The sequence below is a fragment of the Comamonas sp. GCA5 genome (assembly GCF_036541385.1).
In the GTDB taxonomy this organism is placed as follows: domain Bacteria; phylum Pseudomonadota; class Gammaproteobacteria; order Burkholderiales; family Burkholderiaceae_C; genus Comamonas; species Comamonas aquatica.
Window position 1 is genome coordinate 1 of sequence record NZ_JAZHFR010000003.1, and the last position, 26062, is coordinate 26062.

At 66.1% G+C, this 26062-nt stretch carries 16 protein-coding genes and 4 pseudogenes; 10 read left to right on the top strand and 10 right to left on the bottom strand.

Annotated features, from left to right (window positions below):
- Positions 1 to 199: 199 nt before the first annotated feature.
- Positions 200 to 832: a vWA domain-containing protein gene (locus SJH88_RS01195; RefSeq protein WP_274753386.1), complete on the top strand. Its 633-nt coding sequence runs from the start codon at positions 200 to 202 to the stop codon at positions 830 to 832.
- Between the two features lie 130 nt (positions 833 to 962).
- Positions 963 to 3676 (top strand): annotated as a pseudogene (locus SJH88_RS19735) (cation-transporting P-type ATPase).
- Between the two features lie 121 nt (positions 3677 to 3797).
- Here SJH88_RS19735 and SJH88_RS01210 read toward each other — a convergent pair.
- From SJH88_RS01210 to SJH88_RS01225, 4 genes and pseudogenes are all read right to left on the bottom strand, one after another.
- A complete protein-coding gene (locus SJH88_RS01210; protein ID WP_042412664.1) occupies positions 3798 to 4592 on the bottom strand; it encodes an ABC transporter ATP-binding protein in 795 nt (264 codons plus the stop codon).
- 30 nt (positions 4593 to 4622) lie between these two features.
- Positions 4623 to 5507 (bottom strand): ABC transporter permease, encoded by an 885-nt coding sequence (locus SJH88_RS01215; RefSeq protein WP_154162715.1) that lies wholly within the window; start codon positions 5505 to 5507, stop codon positions 4623 to 4625.
- A gap of 84 nt (positions 5508 to 5591) precedes the next feature.
- Positions 5592 to 6557: an ABC transporter substrate-binding protein gene (locus SJH88_RS01220; protein ID WP_043378012.1), complete on the bottom strand. Its 966-nt coding sequence runs from the start codon at positions 6555 to 6557 to the stop codon at positions 5592 to 5594.
- Positions 6558 to 6832: 275 nt separating this feature from the next.
- A pseudogene (locus SJH88_RS01225) lies at positions 6833 to 8532 on the bottom strand (electron transfer flavoprotein-ubiquinone oxidoreductase).
- A gap of 500 nt (positions 8533 to 9032) precedes the next feature.
- Here SJH88_RS01225 and SJH88_RS01230 point away from each other — a divergent pair.
- The 3 genes and pseudogenes from SJH88_RS01230 (at position 9033) to SJH88_RS01240 (ending at position 13607) form a co-directional block, all read left to right on the top strand.
- On the top strand, positions 9033 to 10337 hold the full coding sequence (locus SJH88_RS01230; protein WP_274753387.1) for a dicarboxylate/amino acid:cation symporter: 1305 nt from the start codon (positions 9033 to 9035) through the stop codon (positions 10335 to 10337).
- A 71-nt stretch (positions 10338 to 10408) separates the two neighbouring features.
- Positions 10409 to 12279, top strand: a pseudogene (locus SJH88_RS01235) (sensor histidine kinase).
- Entirely contained in the window at positions 12276 to 13607 is a 1332-nt protein-coding gene (locus tag SJH88_RS01240) for a sigma-54-dependent transcriptional regulator (protein WP_183301677.1), read from the top strand. Before SJH88_RS01235 ends, SJH88_RS01240 begins: the two are co-directional and overlap by 4 nt.
- Positions 13608 to 13872: 265 nt before the next feature.
- On the opposite strand, the pseudogene SJH88_RS01245 reads toward SJH88_RS01240, so the two are convergent.
- Positions 13873 to 14453 (bottom strand): annotated as a pseudogene (locus SJH88_RS01245) (peroxidase-related enzyme).
- 142 nt (positions 14454 to 14595) lie between these two features.
- Between SJH88_RS01245 and SJH88_RS01250 the strand changes: the two are divergent.
- Positions 14596 to 15087 (top strand): DUF6882 domain-containing protein, encoded by a 492-nt coding sequence (locus tag SJH88_RS01250; RefSeq protein WP_274753389.1) that lies wholly within the window; start codon positions 14596 to 14598, stop codon positions 15085 to 15087.
- A 102-nt stretch (positions 15088 to 15189) separates the two neighbouring features.
- Here SJH88_RS01250 and SJH88_RS01255 read toward each other — a convergent pair whose 3' ends face one another.
- From SJH88_RS01255 to SJH88_RS01265, 3 genes are all read right to left on the bottom strand, one after another.
- A complete protein-coding gene (locus tag SJH88_RS01255; RefSeq protein ID WP_274753390.1) occupies positions 15190 to 16605 on the bottom strand; it encodes an MBL fold metallo-hydrolase RNA specificity domain-containing protein in 1416 nt (471 codons plus the stop codon).
- A gap of 269 nt (positions 16606 to 16874) precedes the next feature.
- Positions 16875 to 19076 (bottom strand): catalase/peroxidase HPI, encoded by a 2202-nt coding sequence (katG, locus tag SJH88_RS01260; RefSeq protein WP_274753391.1) that lies wholly within the window; start codon positions 19074 to 19076, stop codon positions 16875 to 16877.
- Between the two features lie 489 nt (positions 19077 to 19565).
- Entirely contained in the window at positions 19566 to 20108 is a 543-nt protein-coding gene (locus tag SJH88_RS01265) for a PAS and helix-turn-helix domain-containing protein (protein WP_042412684.1), read from the bottom strand.
- A 79-nt stretch (positions 20109 to 20187) separates the two neighbouring features.
- Between SJH88_RS01265 and SJH88_RS01270 the strand changes: the two genes are divergently transcribed.
- The 4 genes from SJH88_RS01270 to SJH88_RS01285 all read left to right on the top strand — a co-directional run bounded on the left by SJH88_RS01270 (position 20188) and on the right by SJH88_RS01285 (position 23474).
- Positions 20188 to 20889 carry a CoA transferase subunit A gene (locus tag SJH88_RS01270; RefSeq protein ID WP_234688211.1) on the top strand — a complete coding sequence of 234 codons (702 nt, stop codon included), beginning with the start codon at positions 20188 to 20190 and terminating at the stop codon, positions 20887 to 20889.
- Between the two features lie 9 nt (positions 20890 to 20898).
- Positions 20899 to 21537, top strand: coding sequence for a 3-oxoacid CoA-transferase subunit B (locus tag SJH88_RS01275; protein WP_274753392.1), 639 nt, complete (start codon positions 20899 to 20901; stop codon positions 21535 to 21537).
- Positions 21538 to 21676: 139 nt separating this feature from the next.
- Positions 21677 to 23017, top strand: coding sequence for an HD-GYP domain-containing protein (locus SJH88_RS01280; RefSeq protein WP_274753393.1), 1341 nt, complete (start codon positions 21677 to 21679; stop codon positions 23015 to 23017).
- 214 nt (positions 23018 to 23231) lie between these two features.
- On the top strand, positions 23232 to 23474 hold the full coding sequence (locus SJH88_RS01285) for a hypothetical protein (RefSeq protein ID WP_274753394.1): 243 nt from the start codon (positions 23232 to 23234) through the stop codon (positions 23472 to 23474).
- 82 nt (positions 23475 to 23556) lie between these two features.
- Here the strand turns inward: SJH88_RS01285 and selD are convergent, their stop codons facing one another.
- Together selD and SJH88_RS01295 are read right to left on the bottom strand one after the other, a co-directional pair.
- Positions 23557 to 24630 (bottom strand): selenide, water dikinase SelD, encoded by a 1074-nt coding sequence (gene selD / locus SJH88_RS01290; RefSeq protein WP_045267865.1) that lies wholly within the window; start codon positions 24628 to 24630, stop codon positions 23557 to 23559.
- Between the two features lie 139 nt (positions 24631 to 24769).
- Positions 24770 to 26056, bottom strand: a complete 1287-nt coding sequence (locus SJH88_RS01295; protein WP_043377989.1) for an EAL domain-containing response regulator — start codon at positions 26054 to 26056, stop codon at positions 24770 to 24772.
- Positions 26057 to 26062 lie beyond the last annotated feature (6 nt).

The following is a 26062-nucleotide window of genomic DNA, read 5'->3' on the forward strand; positions in this document are numbered from 1 at the left end:
CGCAGGCGGCCGCGAATCCACCGCCCACGGCCCCGGCGCTCGCACCGGACGCCGGCCCTGCGGACCAGAACCCGGCTGGCGATTGGGGCGCCATGCCCGCCTCGCAGGCCGAGCCCCTGCAGGCGGTGAAAGCACTGAGGCCTTTTCAGCCAAAAAAAGCCTGACGCGCTCTGCCCCCACGGGCCAGGCCGGACAGGCCGTGGCAGGGCGCGACAGCAACACGGCACGCAAGGGCCGCAGCCTGGGGCCGGCCAGCCGTCAGCTGAACTGGGCCGCCACGCTGGCGGCCAAGGGCACCGGTGCGCTGCTGCCGCAGCATCTGCACTTTCGCCGCCAGCCGCAGGGGCGCAAGACCTTGCACCTGGTGCTGCTGGACCAGTCCGCGTCCATGCTGCGCGGGCAGAAGCTGGCCTGGGCCAAGGGCTGCGTGCTGGCCCTGTCCACGCTGTTCTACCGCCGCCGCGACGCGATGGCCGTCATCGGTTTTGCGGGTGAGCAGGCGCAGTGGCTGCAAAAGCCCGGCAAGGCCGGGCTGTTCAATGAGCACTGGATTGCTCCGTTGCGCGGTGGCGGGGCTACGCCCATCCAGTCGGCCATCGATGCCGTGCAGGACGCCGTGCGCCGCGCCCCGGCTGGCACGCGGGCGGCGGTGTGGCTGCTGACCGACGGCCGGTTCGACCCGCTACCGCAGCGCCCCGGGGGGGGCGACGACTGCTACATCATCGACTTTGAAGACGGTGCAGTGGCCCTGGGCCGCTGCCACCGCCTGGCCGAGATGTGGGGCGGCACCTGCGTGCCTGCCGCGCAGTGGGGCGCACCGACCGCGGGCTAAGCGGCGACCGCCGGGGGGGCGCAACGGGAATTGGCGCGATCCGTCAAGCCATATCCGAGCAGGCGGTCATGGTGCTGCCGGTGGCGACATCGGCACTGCCCGCATAGTTGGGGCAAGGAGCTGATGCCGCATGACCCCACGCCCAGACTGCCCCCCACCCGCACCGCCTTGGCACGCGCAACCGGCCGAGCAGGCCTTGGCCGCGCTGGACAGCCGCCCCCAGGGACTGACTGCCGCGCAGGCCGCGCAGCGCCTGGCCCAGCACGGACCCAACCGCTTGCAGGCGGCCCCCCGGCGCAGTGCTTGGCTGCGCCTGCTGCTGCAGTTCCACAACGTGCTGCTGTACGTGATGCTGGCCGCGGCGGTGGTCACGGCCTTCCTCGGCCACTGGGTGGACACCGGTGTGCTGCTGGCGGCGGTGCTGGTCAATGCCGCCATCGGCTTTGTGCAGGATGGCAAGGCCGAATCGGCGCTGGATGCCATCCGCGCCATGCTGTCGCCGCACGCCGTGGTGCTGCGCGATGGCCAGCGCCAGGAGATCGACGCGGCAGACCTGGTGCCCGGCGATGTGGTGCTGCTGGCCTCGGGCGACCGCGTGCCGGCCGACCTGCGGCTGCTGCAGGTCAAGGAGCTGCGCTGCGATGAATCCGCGCTCACCGGCGAGTCCGTGCCGGTGGACAAGCACATAGAGGGCGTGGCCGCCGAGGCCCCCCTGGGGGACCGCCGTGGCATGGCCTATGCCGGCACCCTGGTCGCCTATGGCCAGGCCACCGGTCTGGTGGTGGCCACGGCACGCGACACCGAGATCGGCCGCATCGACCGCCTGCTGGCCGATGTGGCCAGCACCAGCACGCCCTTGCTGCGCCAGATCGACCATTTCGGCCACCGGCTGGCTGGGGTCATCCTGGGGCTGGCGGCGCTCACCTTTGTCCTGGGGGTCTGGCTGCGTGGGCACCCGGCGGCCGACATGTTCATGCTGGTGGTGGCGTTGGTGGCCTCGGCCATCCCCGAGGGGCTGCCGGCCATCATGACCATCACCCTGGCCCTGGGCGTGCAGCGCATGGCGCAGCGCCAGGCCATCGTGCGCCGCCTGCCGGCGGTGGAGACCCTGGGGTCGGTCACGGTGATCTGCTCGGACAAGACCGGCACGCTGACCCGCAACGAGATGACGGTGCAGCGCGTGGTCTGCGCCGGGCTGGACGTGGCCGTCAGCGGTGCCGGCTACCTGCCCGAGGGGCGCTTCCAGGTGGGCGCACACGTGATCGACCCCGACCGCCACGAAGCCCTGGCGCTGGCCTTGCGGGCGGGCGTGCTGTGCAACGACGCGCGCATGGCGCTCGATGACCAGGGCCAGTGGCATGTGGTGGGCGACCCGACCGAAGGGGCGCTGCTGGTGGCCGGCCACAAGGCGGGACTGCTGCAGGAGGTGGCGGCGGCCGCTTGGCCGCGCAGCGACTCCATCCCCTTCGAGTCGCAGCACCGCTTCATGGCCACGGGCCACCGTGATGACGCCGGCACGCCCTGGATCTTTGCCAAGGGCGCGCCCGAGAAGATGCTGGACATCTGCGACCGGGAATGGGGGCCGCAGGGCGAGCGGCCCGTGGATGTCGACACCTGGCGGCGCATGGCCACCGACATGGCTGCGCGCGGCCTGCGCCTGCTGGGCCTGGCTTGCAAGCGGGCGGCCCCGCCGGGCAGGGGCTGACCTTTGCCGATGTGGCCCAGGGCTACACCCTGCTGGCCCTGGTCGGCATTGCCGACCCGCCGCGCGACGAGGCGGTGCGGGCCGTGGCCCAGTGCCATGCGGCCGGCATCCGCGTGAAGATGATCACCGGCGACCATGGCGAGACCGCGCGCGCCATCGGTGCGCAGCTGGCCATCGGGACGGGCAAGCCCGCCGTCACCGGGGCCGAGCTGGAGCTGATGGACGATGCCGAGCTGCAGCGCATGGCGCTGGAGGTGGACGTGTTCGCGCGCGCCAGCCCGGAGCACAAGCTGCGCCTGGTGCAGGCCCTGCAGCGGCACGGCCAGGTGGTGGCCATGACTGGCGACGGCGTGAACGACGCCCCGGCCCTGAAATGCGCCGATGTGGGCGTGGCCATGGGCGGCAAGGGCACGGAAGCGGCCAAGGAGGCGGGCGATGTGGTGCTGGCCGACGACAACTTCGCCACCATCGCCGCAGCCGTGCACGAAGGGCGCGCGGTGTACGACAACATCCGCAAGTTCATCCTGTTCATGCTGCCCACGAACGGCGGTGAGGCGCTGGTGGTGATCGCCGCCATCCTGTTCCAGCTGACGCTGCCGATGACACCGGCCCAGGTGCTGTGGATCAACATGGCCACGTCCTGCACCCTGGGGCTGGCGCTGGCCTTCGAGCCGGCCGAGCCGGGCATCATGCAGCGGCCCCCGCGCCCGCCGCAGGAGGCCCTGATTTCCGGCCTGTTCATCTGGCGCGTGCTGCTGGTTTCGGTGCTGATGATGGCGGCCGCGCTGGGCCTGTTCCTGTGGGAGCTGGCGCAGGGCACCGAGCTGGCCGTGGCGCGCACCATGGCCGTCAGCACCATCGTGCTGGCGGAGATGGGCTACCTGCTCAGCAGCCGCTTGGTGCTGGCCCCGGCCTTCAGCCGGGAGGCCCTGAACGGCAACTGGGTGCTGGTGTGGACGCTGCTGGCCTGCCTGCTGCTTCAGCTGGGCTTCGTGCACCTGCCGGTGCTGCAGTCCATCTTTGGCTCGGCGGCGCTGGATGCGGCGCAGTGGGCCAAGGTCGCCCTGGCGGGGGGCGTGGTGTTCCTGGGCACCGAGCTGGACAAGTGGCGTGCCCGCCGGGCAGCGCAGCGCCGCTGAGCTGGGGGCGGTGCCTGCCCGCCACAGCGCCCGGATGGGGTGCGGCTGTGCGATCTGCATAAAAAAAGCTACCGGCGCTTGCTGGACAAGCGCGGGCAGCTATGTTTTTGCGTGGTGTGGATCAGCCCAGTAGCAAGGCGTCGTCGGCCAGCTTTTCGCCGCGCACCTTCTCGAACATCTGCAGCAGGTCGGGCACATCCATCTGGGCACGCTCTTCGCCGCGCACGTCCAGCACCACCTGGCCCTGGTGCAGCATCACCGTGCGCTCGCCCACGTCCAGGGCCTGGCGCATGCTGTGCGTGACCATCATGGTGGTCAGCTTGCTTTCGGCCACGATGCGTGCGGTCAGCTGCAGCACGAAGTCGGCGGTGCGGGGGTCCAGCGCGGCGGTGTGCTCGTCCAGCAGCAGGATGCGCGAGGGCTGCAGCGCCGCCATCAGCAGGCTGACGGCCTGGCGCTGACCACCGGAGAGCAGGCCGATGCGGTCGCTGAGGCGGTTTTCCAGGCCCAGGCCCAGCGTGGCCAGGCGTTCGCGGTACAGCTCGCGGTGCTCGGCCTTGACGGCCAGCGACAGACCGCGCGAGCCGCCCCGGCGGTGCGCCAGGGCCATGTTCTCTTCGATGGTCAGGTCTTCGCAGGTGCCGGCCATGGGGTCCTGGAACACGCGGGCCACGCGGTGGGCACGGTCCCAGACCGGGCGACGGGTCATGTCCTCGCCCGAGATGTGGATGCTGCCCTTGTCCACGCTCTGGTCGCCGGAGATGGTGTTCAGGAATGTGGACTTGCCGGCGCCGTTGGAGCCGATGACGGTGACAAACTGGCCGTCGGGGATCTCCAGCGACAGGCCGCGCAGTGCGCGGGTTTCGATGGGGGTGCCGGGGTTGAAGGTGAGTTCGAGGTTTTTGGCGCTCAACATAGGGGTTCGACTTTCTTCACAGTGGGCGCATCAATACTTGCGGCTCAGCTTGCGCTTGAGCTGGGGGATCACCAGGGCGATGGTCACCAGCACTGCGGTGACCAGGTTCAGGTCCTGCGCCTTGAGGCCGATGAAGTCGCTGTTGAGTGCGGCGGCGATGAAGAAACGGTAGACGATGGCGCCGACCACCACGGCCAGCGTGGCCCAGATGATCTTGCGCGAGGGCAGGATGGACTCGCCCACGATCACGGCGGCCAGACCGATGACGATGGTGCCGATGCCCATGGAGATGTCGGAGCCGCCCTGGGTCTGCACGAACATGGCGCCGGCCAGGCCGACCAGGCCGTTGGAGACGGCCATGCCCAGCAGGATCATGGCGCCGGTGTTCACGCCCTGGGCACGGGCCATGCGTGGGTTGGAGCCGGTGGCACGGATGGCCAGGCCTCGCTCGGTGGCAAAGAACCAGTCCAGGGCCAGCTTGGCCGCGACCACGATCACCAGCAGCAGCAGGGGGCGGAACACGTAGTCTTCCATGCCGGTGGGTTGCAGCAGATTGAAGATGGTGGGGTCGTTGATCAGCGGCACGTTGGGGCCGCCCATGATGCGCAGGTTCACGGAATACAGCGCGATCATCATCAGGATCGAGGCCAGCAGGTCCATGATCTTGAGCTTGACGTTGAGCCAGCCCGTGACCATGCCGGCCACGGCGCCGGCCGCCGTGGCGGCCAGGGTGGCGATCCAGGGATTGGTGCCTGCGGCAATCAGCACGGCGCAGACCGCGCCACCCAGGGGAAAGCTGCCGTCCACGGTCAGGTCCGGGAAACGCAGCAGTCGAAAGGAGATGTACACACCCAGCGCGACGAGGGCGAAGATCAGGCCAATTTCAATGGCACCGAACAGCGAAAACAGGGACATGGAAGGAAAACGGTCGGTAGCTGGGGTTCAACGAAAAAAGGCAGGGCCAAGGCGTTGGCACCTGCCTTTGGGAAGGGTGCAAGCTTATTGCACGACTTGCGCGGCGCTCTTGACCAGGGCGTCGGACAGCTTGACGCCTTGCTTTTCAGCGGCGCCGGGGTTCACGAATAACTCCATCTTGGTGCTGACTTCGGGTTTGATGCTGCCAGCGGCTTCACCCTTGAGGATGCGCGCCACCATGCGGCCGGTCTGTTCGCCCAGGTCACGGTAGTTGATGCCATAGGCCGCCACGGCGCCGCGCTTGACGGAGTCGGTGTCCGAGGCCACCAGCGGGATTTTGGCGTCCTGGCCGACCTTGACCAGGGATTCGTAGGCCGACACCACGTTGTTGTCGGTGTTGGTGTAGATCACGTCGACCTTGCCGATCAGCGAACGGGCGGCGCTGCCCACGTCCACGGAACGGGGGGCTGCGGCTTCCACCAGGGTCATGCCCAGGCTGGGCAGCAGCTTTTGCAGTTCCTTGACCACGACCACGGAATTGGCTTCACCGGGGTTGTAGACCATGCCGATGCGCTTGGCGCCGGGCACGACCTGCTTGACCAGGTCCATCTGCTTGTCCAGGGCCAGCAGGTCAGACACGCCGGTCACATTGGTCTTGGAGGGTTCCCACGAAGCCACCAGCTTGGCGGCCACGGGGTCGGTCACGGCGGAGAACACCACGGGCACGGTCTTGGTGGAGGCCACCACAGCCTGGGCCGAGGGCGTGGCGATGGCCACGATGGCGTCGGGCTTGTCACCCACGAACTTGCGGGCGATCTGGGCGGCTGTGCCGGTGTTGCCTTGGGCGCTTTGGTACTGCCACTTCAGGTTCTTGCCGGCTTCGAAACCTGCGTCCTTCAGTGCCGCCTGCACGCCATCACGCACGGCGTCCAGGGCAGGGTGCTCGACGATGGCCGTCACGGCCACGGATTTGTCCGCCGCATGGGCGCTGGTCATCGAAGCGATTGCCAATGCGATGGCACCCAGTGGTGCCCAAGACTTGAAGTTCATTGCTTTTTCTCCACCATTGTTATGAAGCCGATGCGGCCTGCGACATGCACATGCAAAGAACGGGCCAGCTGTGGCTGCTTTGCAGCCGATCAAGTCTATAGCAGCGGATGTTGGCTCCCTGGGCTGTCGCGCAGGCTGTGTGACAGTTTTCCTACATTGCGCAATTTTGTTGCGCAATGTATCGATATGGTGCGTTTTGCATGAGGCTAGTGCGTTCTGCAATGAAAAAAGACTCGCCAAGCGAGTCTTTTTTGCACGATGCATGCGGCCAGGGCTTACATGCCGGAGTAGTTCGGGCCACCACCGCCTTCGGGCGTTACCCAGACGATGTTCTGCGTGGGGTCCTTGATGTCGCAGGTCTTGCAGTGCACGCAGTTCTGCGCATTGATCTGCAGGCGCTTGCCGCCATCGGCCTCGTTGTCCACGAACTCGTAGACCCCAGCGGGGCAGTAGCGGCTTTCCGGTCCTGCGTACTTGGCCAGGTTGATGCTCACGGGCACCGAAGCGTCCTTGAGCGTCAGGTGGGCGGGCTGGTCCTCGCCGTGGTTGGTGTTGCTGATGAACACGCTGGACAGGCGGTCAAAGGTCAGCTTGCCATCGGGCTTGGGGTATTCGATGGGCTGGCACTCTGCCGCCGGCTTGAGGTAGGCGTGGTCCGGCTTGTCACGGTGCAGCGTCCAGGGGATGTTGCCCTTGAGCAGGAACTGCTCGACCCCGTTCATGACGGTGGCGGTGGACAGGCCCTTCTTGAACCAGGCCTTGAAGTTGCGGGCCTTCCACAATTCGTCGTATAGCCAGCTGCTTTCAAACGCGGTTTCGTAGGCCGAGAGCACATCGCCCTGGCGGCCGGCAACGATGGCTTCGTAGGCGGCTTCGGCCGCCAGCATGCCGGTCTTGATGGCGGCGTGGCTGCCCTTGATGCGCGACACGTTCAGGAAACCGGCATCGCAGCCCACCAGCGCACCGCCGGGGAACACGAACTTGGGCAGACTCAGGATGCCGCCGGCCGTGATGGCGCGGGCACCGTAGGAGATGCGCTTGGCCGGCTTGATGCCGTGGGCCTCGTCGCCTTCCAGGTAGTAGCGGATGTTGGGGTGGGTCTTCCAGCGCTGCATCTCCTCGAACGGAGACAGGTAGGGGTTGGCGTAGTCCAAGCCGACCACATAGCCCAGCGTGACCAGGTTGTCCTCAAGGTGGTACAGGAAGCCGCCACCATAGGTCTTGCTGTCCATGGGCCAGCCGCCGGTGTGCAGGACCATGCCGGGCTTGTGGCGGGCAGGGTCGATTTCCCACAATTCCTTGATGCCGATGCCGTAGGTTTGCGGGTCCTTGTCGGCGTCCAGCTGGAACTTGGCGATCAGTTGCTTGCCCAGGTGGCCGCGAGCGCCTTCGGCAAAGATGGTGTACTTGCCGTGCAGTTCCATGCCCAGCTGGAAGTCGCCCGTGGGCTCGCCGTCCTTGCCCACGCCCATGTTGCCGGTGGCCACCCCCTTGATGGAGCCATCGTCGTTGAACAGCACTTCGGCCGCTGCAAAGCCGGGGAAGATTTCCACGCCCAGGGCTTCGGCCTGGTCGGCCAGCCACTTGGTCACAAAGCCCAGGCGGACGATGTAGTTGCCTTCGTTGTGGAAGCACTTGGGCAGCAGGAAGTTGGGGGTGCGCAGCGAGCTTTTCTCGCTCAGGAACACCATGGCGTCCTCGGTGACGGGCTGGTTCAAGGGCGCGCCCTTGGCCTTCCAATCAGGGATCAGTTCGCTCAGGGCGATCGGGTCCATGATGGCGCCCGACAGGGTGTGGGCACCGGGTTCGGAGCCCTTTTCCAGCACCACCACCGAGACGTCCTGGCCCTTCTCGGCCGCCAGTTGCTTGAGGCGGATCGCCGTGGCCAGACCGCCAGGGCCTCCGCCCACGATCACGACGTCGTATTCCATGGCCTCGCGCGGCCGTACTGGGCCAAGATTTCTTCGTTTGTCATCGGGGGTCTCTCTTGGATGGTGAAAATTTTTTCTTGCCGTTTGCGTGTCAAGGCGCATGGACCAAAACTGCGGCCGATTCTATGCGGTGCTTGGTGTGGATCCAACGTTCTGCGCAGGGGCACAGCGTTGGCAAACGACCGAAACCGGCCTTCCTGGCCGCAGATGTGACGCCTGGGTGACAGTGGCCGTCGCAGAAGGCGATGTTCGGAATTCCGAATGTGTGGCCCTGTGGGTTGTTCGGAATTCCGTGCGATTTTATGCGGAAATGTTTGCTTCTCATAAGAAAATCAATCACTTGGCGTTGATTTTAGAGCTGGCACGGTCCCTGCGAATGCAGGCGCAGGCCACAACGGTGGCTGTGTATGCATGGGAGACAAACCATGCCTGGCACCCAGTGGCTTGAGGTCCTGGTGTTGCAGGCGTGGGGCAAGGGCAGGGCCAAGCACTGCCGCCCCTGGGGCTGACTTGCACGCCCGACCAACAATCAACGGAAAACCGCATGAAATTCAATCGTTTGACCACCCTGGTCCTGATGGCCATGGTGCTGGGTGTGCTGGTGGGCTATGCCTGCCACAGCTACGCTCCCAGTCCCGAAGCGGCCAAGGAGATCGCCAGCTACTTCAGCATCCTGACCGACATCTTCCTGCGCATGATCAAGATGATCATTGCGCCCCTTGTGTTTGCCACCCTGGTCGCAGGCCTGGCGGGCATGGGCGATGCCAAGGCCGTGGGCCGCATCGGCAGCCGTGCTCTGGGCTGGTTCATTGCGGCCTCGTTCTGCTCGCTGTTCATCGGTCTGGTGTTCTCCAACCTGCTGCAGCCTGGCCATGCCCTGAATGTGCCGCTGCCCGATTCGGCCGCTGGCCTGCAACTCAAGACCTCGGCGCTGAACCTCAAGGACTTCATCACCCACGTCTTCCCGAAGAACATCTTCGAGGCCATGGCCACCAACGAGGTGCTGCAGATCCTGGTGTTTGCGCTGTTCTTCGGTGTGGCCCTGGGCCATCTGCACAGCCAGACCGCGCGTTCGCTGGTCAGCACCATGGAGGAGGTGGTCCACGTGATGCTCAAGGTCACCGACTACGTGATGCGCTTCGCCCCCGTGGGCGTGTTCGGCGCCGTGGCCGCCACCATCACCGTCCAGGGTCTGGGCATGCTGTCGGTGTTCGGTAAGTTCATGCTGAGCTTCTACTTGGCCCTGGCCACACTGTGGCTGCTGCTGGTGGTGGCCGGGTATGTCGTGCTGGGCAAGGACATCTTCCGTCTGCTCAAGCTGATCCGCGGCCCGCTGCTGGTGGGCTTTTCCACGGCCAGCAGCGAATCGACCTACCCCAAGCTGATGGAGCAGCTGGAGAAGTTCGGCGTCAAGCCGCGCGTCACGGGCTTTGTGCTGCCCCTGGGCTACTCGTTCAACCTCGATGGCTCCATGGTGTACACCACCTTCCTGGCGATCTTCATCGCCCAGGCCTACGGCATCGAGATGTCGCTGACGGCGCAGATCACCATGCTGCTGGTGCTCATGGTCTCCAGCAAGGGGATTGCCGGCGTGCCGCGGGCCTCGCTGGTGGTGGTGGCCGCCGTGCTGCCCATGTTTGGCCTGCCCGAGGCCGGCATTTTGCTGATCCTGGGCATCGACCACTTCCTGGACATGGGCCGTACCCTGACCAATGTGCTGGGCAACGCGATTGCCACGGCCGTGGTCGCCAAGTGGGAAAACGCCATCGACCCCGTCGATCCGGCCCTGGCCGAGCGCGAAGAGGTCCTGCCCGCACCGGGTGAGGACGGTGCGCCCCAGACCGCCTGAACGACCACGTGGCCACTCCGGGCGGCGCCCCCGGCGCAGCGGCGGGCGCTGCTACCATTGCCGCACTCACCATGCCAGTCCGCCGCCCGCTGCGCCAGCTCCTTCTGTTCCTGCTTTGGCTTGCCTTGACGGGGCTGAGCGGCTGGCTGGCGCTCCAACTGGCCCAGCGCGTGGGCATCGCCGAGCTGCGCGCCACCGGCATGCACCGCCTGGAGCTGTACGGCGCCAGCCTGCAGCGCGAGATCGGCAAATACGCCTTCCTGCCCGGGGTGCTGGAGCTGGAGGGCGATGTGCTGGACCTGCTGCAGGCTCCGGACACGCCGGGGTTGGCCGGCAAGGTCAACGCCTACCTGGAGCAGCTCAATGACCGCGCCGGCACGTTGAGCATCTACGTCATCACGACCCAGGGGCGCGTCGTGGCCGCCAGCAACTGGCGCGCGCCGACAGCTATTTCGGCGAGAACCTCGCCTTCCGCCCCTATTTCCGCGATGCCCTGGACACCGGCAGCGGGCGTTTCTTCGGCATCGGCACCACCCGCGGCGAACCCGGCTACTACCTGGCCACGGCCCTGGGCAACAGCCGCCACACGGTGGGCGTGGCCGTGGTCAAGGTCAGCCTGGACCAGCTGGAGCAGTCCTGGTCCACGGTGGAAGCACCGGTGTTGGTCAGCGACGAGCATGGGGTGGTCATTCTCAGCTCGGTCAGCGACTGGAAGTTCCGCGCGCTGCTGCCGCTGGATGCCGCCATGCGCGAAGCCTTTGATGCCAGCCTGCAGTACAACCGCCGTCCCTTGCAGCCCTTGGGCCTGCAGTCCATGCGCGAGCTGGACCAGGGTGCCCGTTTGGTGCGGCTGCGTGGCGACGGTGCGACCACGGCCTCGGTCTACCCGGTGTCGGGCCGCTTCCTGGCGCAGTCGCGGCCGCTGTCCGGCACGCCCTGGACGCTGACCGTGCTGTCCCACTTGGAACAGGTGGACCAGATTGCCCAGAGCCGGGCCCTGGTCGCCGCCATCGGTGCGGCTTTTGTCGGCCTGTTGGGCCTGCTGTACAACGAGCGCCGCCGCCATCTGCGCGACCGTCTGGCCGCGCGCGAGGCCCTGCAGACCGCCCACGATGAGCTGGAGCGCAAGGTCACCCAGCGCACGGCCGACCTGTCCTCGGCCAACCAGTTGCTGCAAGACGAGGTGGCCGAGCGCATCCGCACCGAAGCCACGTTGCGGGCCGCCCAGGACGAGCTGGTGCAGGCCGGCAAACTGGCCGTGATCGGCCAGCTGTCCACCGGCATCGCCCACGAACTCAACCAGCCGCTGACGGCCTTGCGCACCCTGTCGGGCAACAGCCAGCGTTTCCTGGAACGCGGGGACCTGGACACCACGCGCGTCAACCTGCAGCGTATGGCGCAACTGGCCGACCGTATGGGCCGCATCACGGGCCAGCTGCGCAATTTCGCGCGCAAGTCCAGCGGCGCTCCGCAGGCGGTGCCGCTGTCGCGCGCGCTGGACAATGCCCTGTCGGTGCTCGAGCCGCGCGTGGCAGAGACCGGGGCCGAGATCCTGCGTCAGACCGATGGGGCCGACCCCGTGGCCTGGTGTGATGGCAACCGCATCGAACAGGTGCTGGTCAACCTCATCAACAACTCCCTGGACGCGATGCGCGGCCAGTCCGCACCGCAGCTGGAGCTGGCCTGCGCCGAGGTCGATGGCGCGGCCCTGGTGACCGTGCGCGACCATGGCCCCGGCCTCAGCGAGGCCGCGCAGCAGCACCTGTTCCAGCCCTTTTTCACCACCAAGGAAGCAGGGGTGGGCTTGGGCCTGGGGCTGGCGCTGTCGGCCGGCATCGTGCGCGAATGCGGCGGCACGCTGACCGGCACCAACCACCCGGATGGTGGTGCCGCCTTCACCCTGCGCCTGCCGCTGGCGCCTTCCCCCCCGCACACCCCATGACCGACGCCCTCAAAGTTCTGATCATCGAAGACGACCCCGACATCGTGCTGGGCTGCGAGCAGGCGCTGCAGCTCGAAGGCATCGCCACCGAAAGTGTGGGCAGTGCTGAGCAGGCGCGCCGGCGCCTGTCGCGCGATTTCGCGGGCATCGTGGTCAGCGACATCCGCCTGCCCCGCATGGACGGCATGGCGTTCCTGCGCGAGCTGATGGCCATGGACCGTGAATTGCCCGTGGTGCTGATCACCGGCCATGGCGACGTGTCCATGGCCGTGCAGGCCATGAAGGATGGTGCGCACGATTTCATCCAGAAACCGTTTGCCCCCGAGCACCTGGTGGGGGCCGTGCGGCGTGCGCTGGAGCAGCGCCGCCTGGTGCTGGAAGTGCGGGCGCTGCGCCAGCGCCTGGACGAACGCGACAGCCTGGAGAGCCGCCTGATCGGCCGCTCCGCAGCCATGCAGCAGCTGCGCCAGATGCTGCTGGGCCTGGCCAGCAGCGCCGCCGACGTGCTGATCCAGGGCGAGACCGGCACCGGCAAGGAACTGGTGGCGCGCTGCCTGCACGAGGCCAGTGCGCGGCGCGGCGGCAACTTCGTCGCCATCAACTGCGGCGGCCTGCCCGACACCTTGTTCGACAGCGAGATGTTCGGCAGCGAAGCCGGGGCCTACACGGGCTCCAGCAAGAAGCGCATTGGCAAGATCGAGCACGCCAGCGGCGGCACGCTGTTCCTCGACGAGATCGAGAGCATGCCCATGGCCATGCAGATCAAGCTGCTGCGCGTGCTGCAGGAGCGGGTGCTGGAGCGCCTGGGCTCCAACACGCTGATCCCCATCGATTGCCGCGTGATCGCCGCGACCAAGACCGACCTGCTGGAGCTGAGCCGCGAAGGGCGTTTCCGCGCCGACCTGTACTACCGCCTGAACGTGGCCACGGTGACCCTGCCGCCGCTGCGCGAGCGGCGCGAGGACATTCCGCGCCTGTTCGAGCACTTTGCGCTGCAGGGCGCGGCGCGCCATGAGCGCCCCGTGCCCGAGTTGACGCCAGGGCGCGTGCAGCAACTGCTGAGTTACCCCTGGCCGGGCAATGTGCGCGAGCTGCGCAACGTGGCCGAGCGCACTGTGCTGGGCATCGAGGCCGGCTCCCCGCCTTTTGGCGAAGCGGCCACGGCCGCGCCCCGGCCGCTGGCGGCCACGGTCGAGGCCTTCGAGCGCGCCCTGATCGCCGAAGCCCTGCGCCGCCACGAGGGCAGCCTGGCGCGCACGGCCGAGGCCCTGGCAACGGCCAAGACCACGCTGCACGACAAGATCCGCAAGTACGGGCTGGAACGCTGACGGCACGCACGGCCTTGCGCGATGGATAAGGATCGCCCCAGGGGCTTGCTCAGTGGGGCAGTGAGCGTGCTGGTCTGGATGCTGCGCTGCCCCGGGATTCGTGCCTGTCGGAGGGGGACGCACAGCGGTCAGACGCTCTGGCATAGCGTGTTTGGAGTGAAAAATTCCTCTAGCGCTTGTCCAGTAAGCGCTAGGCGCTATAAATTTTATGTAACCCAGCGTGGCGCTGTGGCCCCCCCGCAGGGGCCGTGGTGGCGGGGCAGGCTCAGCCTGCGGTCCTGGGCTGGCGGCCCATGGTGAAGAACTCCGGGTTGGGCAGCATGTTGCTGAAACTGGCCATGCGGTTGGACAGCCCGAAGAAGGCCGTGATCGCGGCAATGTCCCAGATATCTTCGTCGTCCAGGCCGTGGGCGTGCAGCAGGGCAAAGTCTTCGTCTTCGATCTCGTGGCTGCGTTGGCAGACCTTCATGGCGAAGTCCAGCATGGCACGCTGGCGTGGGGTGATGTCGGCCTTGCGGTAGTTCACGGCCACCTGGTCGGCCAGCTGTGGCTGCTTTTCGTAAATGCGCAGGATGGCACCGTGGGCCACCACGCAGTACAGGCACTGGTTGGCGGCGCTGGTGGCGGTGACGATCATCTCGCGCTCACCCTTGGTCAGGCTGCCTTTCTCTTTGAGCATCAGCGCATCGTGGTAGGCAAAAAGGCACGCCATTCGGCCGGCCGGCGGGCCAGGGCCAGGAAAACATTTGGAATGAATCCGGCTTTGTCCTGTACCTGCAGGATGCGCTCGCGGATGTCGGCGGGCAGGCTGTTCAGGTCTGGAAAAGGGTAGCGTACCGCTGGCATGGTCAAAGTCTCCGTCGTTCTTGAAATGGGGGGTGTCTGCACTCCGCCGGCCTTGGGCAGTGGGGTGGCAAACCCCAGCATAGCGAGAAGGCGTGCACTCCTGCCTGACAATCATGCCTATTGCAAAAAGATGGAATCTGGAATGAGTGACGCACACGAAGCGACCGATTGGGCGGCCTGGAGTCGCGAGGCGGTCGAGACCATGGTGGCCCGCAACGCCGAGTGGCCGCGGCAGTTTGGCCTGCAGGACAAGCCGGCCTACCGCTGGGATCTGGAGCGTGCGCTGCTGGTGTTTGAAGGGCCGTTGCACGAGGTGGTGGCTACCGTCTGCCTGGTGGGTACGACCAGCGAGCGCGAAGGCAGCTTTGTCTGGAGCTGGGCCAACGAGGCCATTCCGCCCGTGCACGGCCAGGCGCTGGAAGTGGTGCATGAATTCGGGCGTGACCACCATCTGGCACTGTTGACGACCCCGCGCATCCAGGGCGGCCGCCCGGAGGCGACCGAGTGCCTGTGCATTGCCGGGCGCCTGCAGCGCGCGGTGGGCACGTTCATCGACCAGCAAGGCGATGTGGCCCTGTACTTCACTATCTTGCACCTGCAGGTGGCCGTGGACGACGATCTGGCGCTGAACTGAGAGCGCGTCCGGACTGCGGCGCTGGCGCCGTGCCTGCCGCCGTGGTGCGTATTGTCGGCGCCCAGGCGGCTTGCCCTCAGCGCCAGGCCACTGGCATGGCACTCACAGGGCGTACGCGCTACCGTGGCTGGGTACGACCACCTCGCTGGTGCCCCAGCCCTGTTGCTGGCGCAGTGCCGAGGCCAGCGCCTGCGAGGCCTGGGCCTCACCATGGATGACATAGGTCTTGGCCGGGGGCCGCTCAAAAGCCCGGGCCCAGTCCAGCAGCGCCCGTTGGTCGGCGTGGGCCGAGAAGCCACCCAGGGTGTGGATCGATGCCTGGACTTCGATGTCGTCACCCAGCAGGCGCACATGGCGCTCGCCATCGACCAGCCGCCGCCCCAGCGTGCCCTGGGCCTGGAAGCCGGCAATCACCACGGCGCATTCGCGGCGCCCCAGGTTCTGGTGCAGGTGGTGGATCACCCGCCCGGCATCGCACATGCCGCTGGCCGAGATGATGACGGCCCCGGCCCGCACGCGCGTGAGCTTGATCGATTCTTGGACATCGCTCACGAAATGGATGCGCAACTGCTGGGTCAGTTGCTTGGCTTGCGCAAACAGCTCGCGGGCTTCGTCGTCAAACAGCGTGAAATGCTTGCGGGTGACTTCCGTGGCGGCAATCGCCATCGGCGAGTCGATGAAGATGTCCAGCGGTCCCAGCCGCCCCTGCGAGGACAACTTCAGGAATTCATAGAGCAACTCCTGGGTGCGGCCGACGGCGAAGGCGGGAATCACCACATTCCCCTTGGCGACCGTGCGCTGGACCACCTCGACCAGCTCGTCGAGGGTGGACGGCATGTCTTTGTGCAGGCGGTCGCCATAGGTGGACTCGATCAGCAGCACATCGGCACTGTCAATCGGCGTCGGGTCGCGCAGGATGGGCCGCCCCGGCTGCCCCAGGTCGCCGCTGGCCACCAGCTTGCGGGTGTGCCCCTGTTCGTCGGTCAGCCAGACTTCCAGGATGGCCGAGCCCAGGATGTGCCCCGCGTCACGAAAGCGCACCTTGACCGAGGCATGCGGCGCAAACTCGGTGTCGTAGTCCACGGTGTGGAACAGCCGCAGGCAGTGGTTCACATCGCGCAGCGTGTACAGCGGGGGCAGTATCTTGTGGTGGCGGTGTCGCACGTTGGACTTGCTGGCCCGCTGGGTGCTGCGTTCAAAATCCGTTTCCTGGATGTGGGCGCTGTCCTTGAGCAGGACGTCGACCAGGTCCAGGGTGGCCGGCGTGGTGAAGATCGGCCCGCTGAAGCCCTGCATGGCCAGACGCGGCAGCATGCCGCTGTGGTCGATGTGTGCATGGCTCAGCAGCACAAAATCGATGCGTCGGGGGTCGAAAGCAAAGGGTTCGTAATTGCGCTCCCGGGCTTCGCGGTTGCCCTGGACCATGCCGCAATCAATCAGGAAACGGCAGTCCGCCGCCTCCACCAGAAAACACGATCCCGTGACTTGCTGGGCGGCGCCATGAAAAGTGATCTGCATGAATGAGGATCCGGGCCTGTCCCTGTGTTGCAGGAGAGCACACCACCCTCGGACAGGCCTGTGCAGCGGTGGTGCACAGGTCCACCATACGCCAGAAACGGAGGGCTGTTCAAGCCAGGCGCGGCGCGTGGTCTGCGGCGGCAGCGCCGCTTGATGCAAGGCAAACCCCGCGTTGCCTGGCACCGTGGGTGCACGCCGCCATGAAAAAGCGCCCCGAAGGGCGCGGTTGGAGCGGGCCAGCGCTGGGGCCGGGACCCCAGGGCGGTGTCTCACTTCTTCAGGTCAAAGCGGTCCAGTTCCATGACCTTGGTCCAGGCGGCCACGAAGTCGTGGATGAATTTGCTGCTGGAACCTGCCTCGGCATACACCTCGGCCAGTGCGCGCAGGATGGCGTTGGAGCCAAACACCAGGTCCACACGGGTACCGGTCCACTTCTTGGCGCCGGTCTTGCGGCACACGCCTTCGTAGGTGCCATCGTCCAGGGCCTTCCACTTGGTGCCCATGTCCAGCAGGTTGACGAAGAAATCGTTCGTCAGCTTGCCGGGGGTTGCGGTCAGCACACCGTGCTCACTGCCATCGGTGTTGATGTTGATGGCACGCAGGCCGCCGAGCAGCACCGTCATTTCGGGGGCGGTCAGCGTCAGCAGTTGTGCCTTGTCGATCAGCAAGGCCTCGGCCGGCGCTGCGAAAGCCTGCTTCTGGAAGTTGCGGAAGCCATCGGCCACAGGTTCCAGCACATTGAACGATGCGGCATCGGTTTGTTCGGCACTGGCGTCGGTGCGACCGGGGGTGAACGGTACCGAGATCTGCGTGCCGGCATCGGCGGCGGCCTGTTCCACACCGGCGCAGCCACCCAGCACGATCAGGTCGGCCAAAGAGATGCGCTTGTCGCCCTCGGCAGCTTTGTTGAACTCGCGCTGGATGCCTTCCAGCACGGCCAGGACCTTGGCCAACTGGACAGGGTGATTGACGGCCCAGTCCTTCTGCGGGGCCAGGCGGATGCGGGCCCCGTTGGCACCGCCGCGCATGTCCGAACCCCGGAAGGTTGAAGCCGCGGCCCAGGCCGTGCCCACCAGCTCCTGCACGCTCAGGCCGGAGGCCAGCAGTTTGGCCTTCAGTGCGGCCACGTCGGCGGCATTCACCAACGGGTGGTTGACGGCGGGCACGGGGTCCTGCCAGATCAGCTCTTCCTTGGGCACTTCGGGGCCCAGGTAGCGTGCACGCGGACCCATGTCGCGGTGGGTCAGCTTGAACCAGGCGCGGGCAAAGGCTTCGGCAAAAGCCTGGGGATTTTCCAGGAAGCGGCGCGAAATCTTTTCGTAGGCCGGGTCCATGCGCAGCGACAGGTCGGTGGTCAGCATGGTGGGCTTCTTGTTCGGGCCGCCATGGGCGTCGGGGATGACGTCTGCGGCATCCTTGGCCACCCACTGGATGGCGCCGGCGGGGCTGTGGGTCTTGACCCATTCGTACTTGAACAGGTTCTCGAAGAAGTAGTTGCCCCACTGTGCGGGGGTTTGCGTCCAGGTCACTTCCAGGCCAGAGGTGATGGTGTCGCCACCGTGGCCGCTGCCAAAGCTGCTGGCCCAGCCCAGGCCCTGGGCTTCCAGGCCGGAAGCCTCGGGGTCGGTGCCGACGTGGCTGGCCGGCCCTGCGCCGTGGGTCTTGCCGAAGGTGTGGCCACCGGCGATCAGGGCGACGGTCTCTTCATCGTCCATGGCCATGCGGGCAAAAGTCTCGCGGATGTCGCGGGCGGCCGACAGTGGGTCGCCATTGCCGTCCGGGCCTTCGGGGTTGACGTAGATCAGGCCCATCTGCACCGCAGCCAAGGGGTTCTCCAGATCGCGGTCGCCGCTGTAGCGGCTGTTGGGCTTGTCACTGGTCGCCAGCCATTCTTTTTCCGCACCCCAGTACACGTCCTGATCGGGTTCCCAGGTGTCGACGCGACCACCGGCAAAGCCGAACGTGCGAAAGCCCATGGTTTCCAGCGCGACGTTGCCGCACAGGATCATCAGATCGCCCCAGGAAATTTTGTTGCCGTATTTCTGCTTGATGGGCCACAGCAGGCGGCGCGACTTGTCGATGTTGACGTTGTCAGGCCAGCTGTTCAGCGGGGCGAAGCGTTGCTGGCCGCGACCGGCACCTCCACGGCCATCCTGCATGCGGTAGGTGCCGGCGGCGTGCCATGCCATGCGGATGAACTGGGGACCATAGTGTCCGAAGTCGGCAGGCCACCAGTCCTGGGAGTCGGTCATCAGCGCGCGCAGGTCGCGCTTGAGGCCTTCGTAGTCCAGTTGCTGGAAGGCTTGTGCGTAGTTGAAGCCTTCGTCCATGGGGTTGCTTTTGGCGGAGTGCTGGCTCAGCAGATCCACGCGCAGCTGGTTCGGCCACCAGTCACGGTTGGTGGTGCCACCGCCCTTGGCAGCGGTGCCGCTGTTGGCTTGGTGGAAGGGGCACTTGGATTCAGTGGTCATGGGTAATCTCCGTTTCTGCGAGGCCGACAAGTCGACGGTTTCGGGGGGGGCACAATATCAATTAATAATTGATATTAAACTTGTAAAATCAATAGCTATATGCAATTTATGTCTCGAATTATCCCTGGTTGCAGGCAAAGCGGGCGATTTTTGCTATTGATTTTTCTTAGCTGCGCCATAGGCTGCGTCTTCATCCCCGTTCACACGGCCGGTTGTCGGGCAGTCCAGGCCCGCTGAGCCAGTGCGGGGTGCGGCGCGGAACCTGGGTGTCGACAAGCAACGGCGCAGCCCCGTGCGCGTGCTGTGCAAAAAGCTTAGAAGACCGCCAAGGCACCCACAAGGGTGCCCAGTCAAATCACGGGATTGGCCGACACCAGCGGCGGCTGTGCTGCAGGGCAACATACAGTGTGCGATGGGGCTGAAGTCAGGTCGCGCGCCTGTGGCCCTGTCGTGGCCGGGGGAACAGGTCGAGCAGGGTTAGAGCAGCCCTCAGCCGGCCAGCAGTTTGTGGACCAGGTCTGCAGCGGTTGAGGCGCAGTACTTGCGCATCAGCCGGGCACGGTAGATTTCCACGGTGCGGTGGCTGATGTTCAGGGCCCGGCCAATTTCCTTGGACGTCAGCCCCTCCAGCAGGCGCGCAGCCACTTCGCGTTCGCGGCCAGTGAGTTCGGCCTTGACGGGGCGCTGGGCCGAGAGGTCCTCGAAGCTCCAGATGCCCGCCGCGTGGGGTTCGCTGCGGTCCAGGGCCCGGCCGCTGACGTGGCACCAGAAGGTTTCGCCCGTGCCCCGCTTCATGATGCGGTTGTCGGCGTAAAAGCCTTTGGCATTCAGAATGGGCGCCATGTGGGCCCCGAGGCGTTCGTATTCATCGGCCGAGGGGTAGAGCACCTGGAAGGATTGGCCGATCAGCAATTCGCGCGAGGTGGCGAACATCTCGCACACATGCTGGTTGCAGTCGACCATGATGCGGTTGCGGGAGATCACCAGCCCGACGGGCGCCAGATCGAATGCCAAACGGTGGTCCAGGTTCATGTGGGTAAGACTTTAAGAAATACTACGTACGTAGCTACGTAGTATCGTTGCAAGTGGCTCAAGATCAATAGGAGACAACGTGAAAAAACTCTATCCCTCTGCGGCGGCGGCCTTGCAAGGCGTGGTGGCCGATGGGCAATTGCTGGCGGTTGGCGGCTTTGGCCTGTGCGGTATCCCCGAGGCACTGATTGATGCCCTGCGCGACAGCGGTGTCAAGGACCTGACGATCGCCTCGAACAATGCCGGCGTCGATGGCTTTGGCCTGGGCAAGCTGCTGGAAACCCGCCAGATCAAGAAGATGATCGCCAGCTACGTGGGTGAGAACAAGGAGTTCGAGCGCCAGTACCTGGCGGGCGAGCTGGAACTGGAATTCACGCCGCAAGGCACGCTGGCCGAGAAGATGCGTGCCGGTGGCGCTGGCATTCCCGCCTTCTTCACCAAGACCGGCGTGGGCACGCAGGTGGCCGAGGGCAAGGAGCTGCGCGAGTTCGACGGCGAAACCTATGTGATGGAACGTGCCATCGTGGCCGATGTGTCCCTGGTCAAGGCCTGGCGCGCCGACAAGAGCGGCAACCTGCAGTTCCGCCTGACGGCGCGCAACTTCAACCCAGCAGCGGCCACCTGCGGCAAGGTCTGCATCGTGGAGGTCGAGGAAGTGGTCGAGATTGGCGAGATCGCGCCCGACGACATCCACCTGCCCGGCATCTATGTGCACCGCATCGTGCACAACGCCACGCCGGAAAAGCGCATCGAAAAGCGCACCATCACCGAAAAGCAATAAGGAGCTGTCATGCCTTGGGCCCAAGACCAGATGGCCGCGCGCGCGGCCCAGGAACTCGAAGACGGCTTCTACGTCAACCTCGGTATCGGCATCCCCACCCTGGTGGCCAACCACACGGGCCACAAGGAAGTGTGGCTGCAGTCGGAGAACGGCATGCTGGGCATCGGCCCCTTCCCGACCGAAGACCAGGTCGATGCCGACCTGATCAATGCCGGCAAGCAGACCGTGACCACCATCCCCGGTTCTGCCATCTTTGGCTCGGACCAGTCGTTCGCCATGATCCGTGGCGGCAAGATCAATCTGTCCATCCTGGGCGCCATGCAGGTGTCTGAGCAGGGCGACCTGGCCAACTGGATGATCCCCGGCAAGATGGTCAAGGGCATGGGCGGCGCCATGGACCTGGTGGCCGGTGTCAAGCGCGTCATCGTGCTGATGGAACACGTGGCCAAGAAGAAGGATGGCACCACCGACCTGAAGATCCTGCCGCACTGCAGCCTGCCGCTGACCGGCGTGGGCGTGGTGGACCGCATCATCACCGACCTGGGCGTGATGGACGTCACGCCCCAGGGCCTGCGTCTGGTGGAGCTGGCCGAGGGCGTGAGTTTCGAGGAGATCCAGTCCAAGACCGGGGTGACCTTGCTGCGCTGAGCGCCGGTTTTTGACGACTGTCAAGCCCGCACCCAGTCCGGTGCGGGCTTTTTGACTTGGGGAATCCACTAACATCGGCACCGTCGCAACTTGCTTTTTACGGATGAATTCGGCCACAGCGGATGCTGCCTCTTTGCTTTTGAATGCGTCGTCCCTGCACAACGACGCGCACTTCCTGCGCGCCGTCACCGGCATGGCCGACAGCCAGGAGGTGGTGGCCGACAGCGCGATCTACTCCGAAAGCGGCATCAAGCTGCTGGACAAGGGCGGGCGCATCGACAGCCGCCTGTACGAGCAATTGATCCAGCACCGGCTGGCGACATCGATCGATGAGCAGCTGAGCACCCGCAATGCGGTGGACCGCGCCTGCTTGGAAGCCCAGGTGCTGCTGCTGTCCGGCTCGACGCCACTGGGCCAGTTGCTGGCGCAGCACATGGGCGAGCGCCACCACCTGCTGCTGGAGGCGCTGCGGCATTTGAAGTGGCCCCAGCCGGCCAGCTTCAAGATGACGGTGATGCGCCACCAGATGCCGGAGCTGTTCGAGCACAGCGTGCTGATGATGATGGTGGCGGTCTTTCTGGGGGTGCAGCAGGGCATGGAGCCTGCGGAGTGCGCGGACCTGGCGGCGGCGGCGCTGCTGCACGACGTGGGCATGCTCTATATGCCGCCCAACTGGTTGAACCCCCGGCACAAGCTGACACCGCAGGAGCACCGACAGCTGGCCGCGCATTCCATCACCGCCATGCTGGTGGTGCAGGGCGCCAAGGTCTACCCCCAGGCGGTGGCTGATGCCGTGCTGGAGCACCATGAACGCCTGGATGGCAGCGGCTATCCGCGCCAGATCCAAGGGAGCGAGGTGGGGGCCTGGGGGCGCATTCTGATGCTGGCCGAAGTGGTTGCGGCCTTTTACAGCAAGTTTTCGGACATGCCGGCGCAGCGCCTGTCGCTGATGCTGCGCATGAACCACAGCCGCTTTGACGCAGTGCTGACACAGCACGTGTTTGCGCTGCTGGCGCAGGCCGTGCCGGCAGCGGCCACGGCGGTCACGCACACCAGCGCCGAGGTGCGCGAGGTGATCGCCACCCTGGGTGCCGTGTTCCAGCACTGGACGGTGTGCAAGCGCAAGTTCCCATCGCAGTGGCAGGCCCTGCCCGGTGGGCGCGCTGGCGTGTACGTGGACCTGCGCATGCAGGCGCTGGAAAAATCCCTGGCCGAATCGGGCTCGCACCCGCGCCAGCAGGCGGACTGGCTGCGCATGTTCGAGGAGGACCCCTCCAGCATGGGCGAGCTGGTGCTGATCAACAAAGAGGCGCTGTGGCAGGTCAACCATTGCATCGCCGCCTGTGTGCGGCGCTGGCCACAGCTGCTGCAGCCGCGCAACGCCTTTGATGCGGCCATGCACGATTGGCTGCAGAGCTGCCGTGAGGTGCTGGGCCATGCCACCTCGCCCGGTGCTGCTGCCACGGATGCTGTTATTTGAGTAGCGGCCTGCGCTGGTTTAGCGAAGCTTTCAGGTGTGTTGATTATGGAAGGTGAGGGAGTACCAGCGCAGGGTGCTCCTTTTTTTTATGTAATCAGTCTGTCACAGGCAGGCCCTAAGCTGCTGTCCACAGCCCAGATGTTGAACACCCGCGCGCCCAGGATGGCCCGCGCGGGCTGCCGATGTGGCAGCCCGGTCACCAAGGATTCCCAGCATGCACCGCCAACACGCCGCCGCCCATCCGGGCATCACCATGGACCGCTTCACCTTTGTGCCGCATGCACAGCCCACGGACGGGCCGGGCTTTGTGTCGCAATTGCGCATCGACAGCGGCGCTGGCGCGGCGCGCTACCAGCGCCTGTTCACCTTCACCCCGGTGTTCGAGTCGGCGGACGGTGCGCTGGCCTATGCCGTGGACCAGGCCAGTGCCTGGATACAGCGCAAGACGCTGGCCTGAAGCCGGCCCAGGAGTAGAGACAAAAAAAGCCCCGGGTGCTGCCACCCGGGGCTTGGGCATGGGCGCTGTGTGAACGCTGGCGTCAGGCCACGTGCACCTGGGCCGCGCCGGCTTGCATGCGACCCACGACGGCGGCTTGGGCAAAGCCGCTGCTGCGGAAGATGTCCAGCACCTGGTCCACCGTTTCGGGGGTGCAGGACACCAGCAGGCCGCCGGAGGTCTGCGGATCGGTCAGCAGGGCGCGCTGGGCATCGGTGATGCTGCTGGCCAGTTGCACGGCGTCGCCGTACGAGGCCCAGTTGCGGCCGGACGCGCCGGTGAACACGCCTTGCTGCGCCAGTTCCATGACGCCGGGCAGCACGGGCAGGGCCTGCATGTCCAGGTGGGCCGTCAGCTGTGCGCCGCGTGCCAGTTCCAGGCTGTGGCCCAGCAGGCCGAAGCCGGTCACATCGGTCAGGGCGTGCACGCCGGCCAGTTGCGACAGTGCTGCGCCGGGGCGGTTCAGCTGGGTGGTGGCCGCCACCATGGCTTGGTAGCCGGCGGCATCCAGCAGATTCTTCTTCAGCGCGGCCGACTGGATGCCCACGCCCAGAGGCTTGCCCAGCACCAGCACGTCGCCAGCCTGGGCGTCGGCGTTGCGCTTGATGTGCTGGGGGTTGACGATGCCAATGCCGACCAGGCCGTAAATCGGTTCGACCGAGTCGATCGAATGCCCGCCGGCCAGGGGAATGCCGGCTTCCTGGCAGATGGAGGCTCCGCCTTCCAGGATGGCGGCGATGGTCTCGTGCGGCAGCACGTTGATGGGCATGCCGACGATGGCCAGCGCCATCAGGGGCGTGCCGCCCATGGCGTAGATGTCGCTGAGCGCATTGGTGGCGGCAATCCGGCCAAAGTCGCGCGGATCGTCCACGATGGGCATGAAGAAGTCGGTGGTGGCGACGATGGCCTGTTCATCGTTGATGCGGTAGACCGCGGCATCGTCGGCGGTTTCCGTCCCCACCAGCAGGTCCGGGAAGAACTGCTTGGGCAGGGTGCTCTGGCCGATCAGCTTGGCCAGAACGCCGGGAGCAATCTTGCAGCCGCAGCCGCCGCCGTGCGACAGGGAGGTCAGGCGGGGGGGCGTGTGGGCAGAGGTGGTGGGGGAAGCTTGGGTCATGGTCATTCAATGGCTGCACGCAGCACGACAGGTGGCTTGAGAGGCATGGGGAGACGGCACCCGCAGGTGTTCCCCACATTGTGCGCCAGTTCACGGTCCGGTCGGGTGGCATGCGGCCATCGCCGAGGAGCGTGCGTGCTCAATCCAGGGGCGTGAGGGCCGGCGCCAGGGCGGGCGAGGGCGGCAGGCGCAATTCGGGCAGGCGGGCGCGGTGGCTGCGCAGCCAGGCCGGGATGTCCTGCGCCGGCATGGGCCGGGCAATCAGGTAGCCCTGGCCGACGGCACAACCGCAGCGTTGCAGCAGGCGCCAGTCTTCCATGGTCTCGATGCCTTCGGCCACGGAGACCAGCTCCAGGCGCTTGGCCATGTCCAGCGCCGACTCCAGAATCACGCCCAGGTTGCGGCGCTGGTGCGCGCCGTGCACAAAGCTGCGGTCGATCTTCAGCTCCGAGAAGGGCAGGCGCGCCAACTGCTGCATGGACGAGAAACCGGTGCCGTAGTCATCGATGGACAGCCCGAAGCCCTTGAGCCGCAGGCGGGTGAGCACGGCAATCGCTTTGCCCAGGTGTTCCACGCCCGCGCTTTCGGTGATTTCCAGCACCACCTGGGACGGGCTGATGGCACTGCTTTCCACCAGGGAGGTGATCTCCTGCACGATGCCGGGGTTGTCCAGCAGCAGGGGCGAGAGGTTGATGGCCAGCTTGGGGGTGAAGCCCATGTGCACCCAGGCAGCGGCCTGGCGTATCGATTTGCGCAGCACCCGCAGCGTCAGGTCGAAGATCAGGCCTTCCTTTTCGGCCAGTGCAATGAACTGGTCGGGGGGGATGCGGCCCAGGCTGGGGTGCGTCCAGCGGGCCAGCACTTCCATGCCGCGCACCAGGCCCGTGCGGATGTCGACCTTGGGCTGGTAGTGCACGTCGATGTGCTCGCAGTCGATGGCGTGGCACAGGTCCTGGGTGCTGATGGGCAGCGGCTGCCGCGGGCCGGACTGCAGCACATTGCCCTTGAGGCATTGGCTGTAGTGCTGCAGCGCGGACTCCAGCTGCTCCTGGCGCAGGGGCTTGGGCAGCGACCCCAGCATGGGCAGGCCCAGGGTGCTGCTCAGTTCCTGGACCGCGTTCAGGATGCCCTGCTGCTGGCTGGACACCACCAGCATCGGGATCTTCCAGCCCTTGTCCTGCAGTTGCGTGATCAGTTCCACCCCGTCCATGACGGGCATGTGCAGGTCGATCAGCATCACATCGGGCTTGAGGCGCAGCATGGCCAACTGCTCCAGGGCCTCGACCCCGTGGCAGGCCTCGTAAATCAGGCCGATGCCGAGCTGGCGACACAACTGCGCCGCGTGGTCGCGCTGCACGGGACTGTCGTCCACCACCATGATGGACTGCAGACCTAGCGATGACGGGGCTGAGTGTGTCAATGGCATGGTGGC